Here is a 6,474-nt window from a genome sequence, read left to right as displayed (position 1 = left end):
AACCCGAAGCCCTATTAAAGCGCATCATCCTTGCCTCTTCCCGCCCAGGCGATATTGTTGCTGATTTCTTCTGTGGCTCAGGCACAACCTTAGCAGTTGCAGAAAAACTCGGCAGGCGCTGGATAGGCTCTGATTTATCCAAGTTTGCTATTCAGGTAACAAGGAAGAGGCTTCTGGATATTCACCATTCAAAGGATTTGCAAAACAAAGACAGAAAATACGGCAACCCTGCAAGACCTTTTGAACTATGGAATATTGGAAACTATGAAACTGTTTACTGGCTGGAAAGACAGGATGAATACCTTACCTTTATGCTTAAACTCTATCAGTCACAGCCGTTAAATGGCTTTAGATATTTGCACGGAAGAAAAGGAGATAGAACAGTTCATATCGGTCCTTTGAATGCACCTGTTACAATGGAAGATGTTGAAAAAGTAGTAATCGAATGCCGAAACAATAACTTCAACAAAGCAGATATTCTTGGTTGGGAGTGGAGTTATGAGGTCAATGAATTAGCTAAAACATCAGCCAAAAAGAATGGAATTGATTTAAAACTTATTCAGATTCCTTCTGTCAATGAGATAAAATCGTCCCTGGTTGGTTTTGATGTGCAGCTATTAAAAGTACCCGAACAGATAATAGAGAAAGAGTTGATCAAGTATATAAAATTTCCGGAAGTTGCCTATTTAGAGATTGAAGACAAGATAAATGGGAATGAGGTAACCCTAAAAATTAGTGATTTCCAACTCTCTCCAACTGCAGAGCTTGCCGAAATAGCCAGCAAGGTAAAAGATTCCAGAGAACTAATAGATTATTGGGCAATAGATTGGGATTACAAAGAAGATACTTTCCACAATCAATGGCAAAGTTTTAGAGTAAAAAAGAATCCTAGAGTAGATTATCAGGCTAGACACAAATACGAAGATGTTGGGAATTATAAGATTATGATAAAAGTGGTGGATGTATTCGGAAATGATACAAATAAAATTTTAAAGGTAAGGATAAAATGAAAAAAAAACAAAAAGAAATTGAACTATCACCAGAAGTGTTGAAAATACTTCGTGAAACATCAGGATATAGTGTTGAAGAAATTGTAAAAAAGCTTAAAACAAGCGAGGAAAAAGTCAAGGCAGTAGAAGAAGGAAAATCTGTTTTTAGTTTAATTCAGATTAAAAAGCTTGCAGATATATACAAGCGTCCACTCGCAGCATTTTTCTCAGATACAATTTCCGATATTCCTCAGGTTCCTGATTACAGAATTAACAGAGAAAAAAAATTAACTCCTCAAGTGTATTTAGCAAAAAGAAGAGTTTTTTATTTAATTAATAAAATTAAAAAGTTGAGCGAGAAGAGAACTCAAATTTCTTCTTTTTCTGAAAAATTAAATGCTGATGAACTGGCAACAGAATTTAAAAAAAACTTAAATATTGAACTTATAAAGTCTAAAAAACCTGAAGAGATTTTAGCACATTACAAAAAAGTTTTGGAGGATAAACTAACGATCATCATTATAGAATATCCATTAAAAGCAGATGATGTAAGAGCATTCAGTGTCTTTTCGGATATTTCAGTCATTGTTCTAAATGAAAATGATAAATCTTCAATAAAATTGTTTTCCTTACTTCACGAGGTCTGCCATTTACTTAAAAAAACTGCTGGAATATGCTCATTAGAGATTGAACAACAAAATCAAGATATAGAAACTTATTGCAATCGTTTTGCTGCTGAGTTTTTAGTTCCATCAAATGATTTAAAGATTGAAGTCGAAAAATTTAGGCCAATTGATGAGGAAGCAATTAATCAACTTTCTGAAATTTATGGTGTAAGCAAACAGGTTATGATGTTTCGTCTCTCTTCGTTTGGATATATTGAGAAAGGAAAATATGAACAATTCAAGAAGGAAATAGACGAGAATTTAAAACAAAAGGTATTTGGTCGGAGAAATTGGAATAAAGTTTTCATAAATAGAGTAGGAAATTTGCCTCTACAAGAAATAAAAAGAGCCTATAAGGAAGAGAAAATTACTTTCTACGAGGCTTCCAGCATTTTAGATTTAAAAACAAAATATGCTGAGAAAATTCTTACTTCGTGATAAAAATGGGACAGCAAAGATTATTTCAAGTTCCTGTTTATTTCATCGATGCGAGTGCTTTGATAAATATTACAAGATACCCTGGATACCCGCAAGAAGTATTCCCAACAATATGGATCAAATTAGAGGATATGGCTAAAGGAGATGAACTTATTTCACATATAGAAGTGTATAAAGAAATTGAAAAAAGAAAAGACACAATATACGAGTGGTGCAGACAAAATAAAAAAATGTTCAAAGATATTAATGAATGCCAAATAAAGAAACTTAAAGAAATTGAAACAGAATACGAGCCTGAATACTGGAATAATGAAACAAATAAAGGCGGTCCTTGGGCAGATCCGTGGTTGATAGCGTTAAGCATTTGTGAAGATGCAATTATTGTAACTGATGAAAAAAACGCACCAAATCACATTCCTTATATTGCTAGTCATTTTAATATCCAATGCCTGAATTTAATAGATTTCTTTAAAAAAATAGGAATTAAATATTAGGTGGAAATAAAATGAAACCAAATGAACTTTTACACCCAAATCAAAGACGTTCAAGCAAGGCATATTTAGTAAATGAACTTCGTAAAGCAGTCTTCGCCTGGCGAGAGCAAGATTATCCTGAAATTACTTCTACTACAAAAAGATTATTGCAATTCTGGTTTAGTGAAGACCATATCGTAAATGATGAACCTTTTGAATTCTGGTTCTGCCAGAGAGAAGCAATTGAAACTTTGATCTATATTTACGAAGTTATAAAGAAACGTAATTTCATCGATATGGCCAGAGATTTTGGAGCAGGACCCATCCAGGGATATGACCCATCCTATGACCAGTATCCTCTTTATGCTTTTAAGATGGCAACTGGCTCTGGCAAAACTTTTGTTATGGCATTAGCGGTAGTCTGGTCTTATTTTAATTATAAGAAGGAAAATAAAAAAGATTATACTTCCAAGTTTTTACTTATTGCAGGAGAGAAAAATGTCATCTACGACAGACTCTACAGGGATTTTAAAGATGGAAAGATATTCAGAGAATTGCCGCTTATCCCACCAGAATGGGAGGATGATTTTGCTTTAAAAGTAATCCCTAAAGAAGATCCAATTCATGTTATCCCTGAAGATGTATTGTTTTTAACTAATATTCAGCAGTTACAGGAGAGAAAGAATAAAAAGAAAGAGGTTGAAGAATATGTAGATAGGGTTTATGAGTTGCCTTCTGTTTATAATGTCTCTGATATTTATCATGAAAATAGAATAAAAGAAGTCCTATTAACCTGCCCTAATGTAATGATTCTAAAGGATGAAGCTCATCATATATACAATTTTGAAAAGGCATGGAAGAAGATACTATTAAGACTTAATAAAAATCTTGCTTCTCAATATGGTAAAGGCATAAATATGGAACTGGATTTTTCAGCCACTCCAAAAACCGAACCAGTAGGTGCTTTATTTCCGTGGATTATTGTTGACTTCTCACTAAAAGAAGCCATTGAAATGAATATTGTAAAAATACCACTAAAGGGAATGGTTACAGGAGCAGAGGAGATTGCTTCTACTAAGGCTGTGGAAAGATATCGAGTCTGGATTGATGCAGGAATAAGACGATGGCGAGAATATAAAGAGGCATTAAAGCCATTATTAAAGAAACCTGTGTTATTCTTTCAATGTCCTGAGAATAAGGAAGCGGATGAAATATTTAGATATGTTAACTCTGCTGTGCCTGATCTTAAAGATAAAGTTTTACTAATCCACACCGATAGTACTGGAGAAGTAAAAAAAGCTGACTTGCCCCAGGCAAGAGAATTTGCTAAAACTATTGATGACCCCAATCCAGATAAAAATCCTTACGAAGCTATAATAAGTACTTTAATGTTAAATGAGGGGTGGGATGTAAGAAATGTAAATGTAATTGTGGGGTTAAGGTCTTATACTTCACAAAGGAAAGTGCTCCCAGAACAGGTAATTGGAAGAGGTTTAAGAAAGATGTTCCCTGAAGAAGATGCCAATATAAAAAAATCAATAAATGTACTTGAAGTTATTGGCCCACCAGGGCTAATAGATATTCTTGAGGAATTAGAAACACAAGAAGGTATAAAAATTGCCGAATTTGATACCGGAAAACCACTTGAGTTAACTACTATATTTGTAGATAAAAATAAATTGGATAAGGACATTGAAATACCTATTTTGAGCCCGAGAATTTCTATAGGAGAATTTTATATAGATAAATCTGAGGTTGATAATTTACCTTCCTTGAAGATTCCTTTAGAGAATAAAGTTTTAGAGATGGAATATATTGCTTCAAATATGCTTACAGGATTGGAAGCCATAAAGAGAAAATGGAATTTACCTGTTCCCCAAGATTCAAAAAGTGTAATTGCTTATTATTCACATCAAATACTTAAACAATTGTCAATTGGTGGTGCTTTTGCCAATTTTCATCCTATAGTGAAAAGATATGTCATAGAAAAATTATTTAGTGAAAAAATTGATCTTGAAGATCCCAGGGTTCTTTATAAATTGAGTTCTATCGAGGTTCAAGAAAAGTTGATAAGTTTATTTGTTAATGCTTTGAGAGAGAAGACTTTTATTAAGAGAGAGCCTAAGAAGAAGAGTACTATAAAACTTTCAAAAACAAACGCTTTTGTATGGTCAAAATTGGTTTATCCAGCAGATAAGTGTATTTTTAATTATGTTCCCTGTGATAGTAATTATGAGGTTGATTTTGCTAAATTTTTAGATATTGCTGGAGATGTGGAAGCTTTTACTAAAATTGTGGTAAAGAATGGATTTTATATAGAATATATTTCCGAAGAAAATCATTTGAGATTTTATTATCCAGATTTCGTAATAAAACTTAAGAACGGAGATTATTGGTTAATAGAAACAAAAGGGTTGGTTGATTTGGAGGTACCGCACAAGGATAAAAGAGCAACACAATGGTGTAAAGACACTTCTAATTTAATAGGAGAAAATTGGACCTATATGAGAGTTAACCAGGAAGATTTTGAAAGATATAGATTTAAAAGTGTTAAAGAATTAATATCAGCATTAAAGAGATAAAATTAAATAAATAGGGGTGTACCATCTCAATAATTCGGTAACTTTTAGCGGACAATCTATGGGGTCTGAGTAGTTTCTTAACCAGCTGATTAAAACTTTAGGTATTACTATCTAACGCTTATTATAATTTAGGTGGTGATTGGTAATTATGAAATCAATCCGTTTAAAGAAAGAAAGAGATTGACATAATGCTAATTCAGTTAATCATAGATCGTTTTGAAGGTAAATATGCTATCTTAGAATTCCAAAATAAAAATTCCCTCATTTTTAAATTTCCTCGTTCTTTATTACCCCAAGGTGCGAAAGAAGGTACAGTCATTAGATTCAATATTGACCTTGATGAAAAAGAAACTGAAACCAGAAGAAAAAATATTCAAGAACAGTTGGATAATTTAAAGAAAAAAGACCAAGGCGGCGATATTCAACTTTGAAAAAACTAATTATTATCTTGACTTTAGTTTTCAGCTTAGGTTTTACCGGAACATTATCTGCCCAAGAAAACCTAAAAATCTATTTTTTGGATGTAGGTCAGGGAGATTCCTCAGTCATTATTTCCTCATCAGGTGAAGTGGTCTTAATTGACTCAGGACCCGAGGAGAGTTTAATTTTAAACTATTTAGAGAACCTCAATATTTCCCATCTAGATCTACTGATAGCTTCCCATGCTCACGCTGACCATATTTCCGGTATGGATAAGATTATTGCCAAATATAGACCAAAAACTTTTCTAGATTCAGGTATACCCCATACTACTATTGCCTACCAGAAAATGATTACCGCTATTGCAAAGTATAACCTCAACTACTATCAAGGAACTTCCAGGAAGATCAATTTAGGACCCTTAACTTTTACTATTCTACCTCCAGCTAATCCTCTCCTTAGGGAATCTGAGCTTAATAACAATTCCCTAGTAATTAGATTGGATTTTAAAGACTTCTCTTGTTTATTTACTGGAGATATTGAAAAAGAAAGAGAAGGTCAACTTTTAAATGAATCCAGAAATAATCTAAAGGTAGATATTTTAAAAATAGCCCATCACGGATCTTCCAGTGGCTCTTCCCCTCCCTTTATTAAAGCAGTAAATCCAGAAACAAGCATAAAAAATGAATAACCGAAAGGCATAAAACAGTTCTCTATATTCGAATAGAAAATTAGAATGCCAATAAATTTAAAAGGAGATTAGATAGATGAGCAAATTAGTTTCATTTCTCTACAATCTGGCCAGAAAGGCCAACGATATCGAAAAATTATCGAGTGGTGATCCTAAGAAGATTGCCCGGAGAATAAAAAATAAATTTATAGGTAGAAAAATTAGTAAAATTTGGAA

At 33.0% G+C, this 6,474-nt stretch carries 6 protein-coding genes; all 6 read left to right on the top strand.

Going from position 1 to position 6,474, the window contains the following annotated elements; translation table 11 throughout:
• Positions 1-1,010: site-specific DNA-methyltransferase (locus COZ07_RS04255; RefSeq protein ID WP_406607345.1), on the top strand; the 1,010-nt coding region annotated here is incomplete at its 5' end.
• A complete protein-coding gene (locus COZ07_RS04250) occupies positions 1,007-2,092 on the top strand; it encodes an XRE family transcriptional regulator (protein ID WP_406607344.1) in 1,086 nt (361 codons plus the stop codon). The genes COZ07_RS04255 and COZ07_RS04250, both read left to right, overlap by 4 nt.
• A gap of 5 nt (positions 2,093-2,097) precedes the next feature.
• The gene (locus tag COZ07_RS04245; RefSeq protein WP_406607343.1) at positions 2,098-2,586 is read left to right on the top strand and encodes a DUF4411 family protein; all 489 of its coding nucleotides are present in this window, start codon (positions 2,098-2,100) and stop codon (positions 2,584-2,586) included.
• An 11-nt stretch (positions 2,587-2,597) separates the two neighbouring features.
• Positions 2,598-5,147 carry a DEAD/DEAH box helicase gene (locus COZ07_RS04240; RefSeq protein WP_406607342.1) on the top strand — a complete coding sequence of 850 codons (2,550 nt, stop codon included), beginning with the start codon at positions 2,598-2,600 and terminating at the stop codon, positions 5,145-5,147.
• Between the two features lie 188 nt (positions 5,148-5,335).
• On the top strand, positions 5,336-5,578 hold the full coding sequence (locus tag COZ07_RS04235; RefSeq protein ID WP_406607341.1) for a DUF3006 domain-containing protein: 243 nt from the start codon (positions 5,336-5,338) through the stop codon (positions 5,576-5,578).
• On the top strand, positions 5,575-6,258 hold the full coding sequence (locus COZ07_RS04230; protein WP_406607340.1) for a ComEC/Rec2 family competence protein: 684 nt from the start codon (positions 5,575-5,577) through the stop codon (positions 6,256-6,258). Before COZ07_RS04235 ends, COZ07_RS04230 begins: the two co-directional genes overlap by 4 nt.
• Positions 6,259-6,474: the final 216 nt, after the last annotated feature.

Origin of the sequence: Candidatus Infernicultor aquiphilus, assembly GCF_002784285.1 — a bacterium.
Lineage (GTDB): Bacteria > Atribacterota > Phoenicimicrobiia > Phoenicimicrobiales > Phoenicimicrobiaceae > Infernicultor > Infernicultor aquiphilus.
Note: the sequence above shows the minus strand (reverse complement) of the source record. Positions and strands in the feature narration are given on the sequence as shown.

Bases quoted from the DNA above. Each gene is read 5' to 3' on its own strand.
- COZ07_RS04250 (WP_406607344.1), top strand. From the start codon at position 1,007: ATGAAAAAAAAACAAAAAGAAATTGAACTATCACCAGAAGTGTTGAAA.
- COZ07_RS04245 (WP_406607343.1), top strand. From the start codon at position 2,098: ATGGGACAGCAAAGATTATTTCAAGTTCCTGTTTATTTCATCGATGCG.
- COZ07_RS04240 (WP_406607342.1), top strand. From the start codon at position 2,598: ATGAAACCAAATGAACTTTTACACCCAAATCAAAGACGTTCAAGCAAG.
- COZ07_RS04235 (WP_406607341.1), top strand. From the start codon at position 5,336: ATGCTAATTCAGTTAATCATAGATCGTTTTGAAGGTAAATATGCTATC.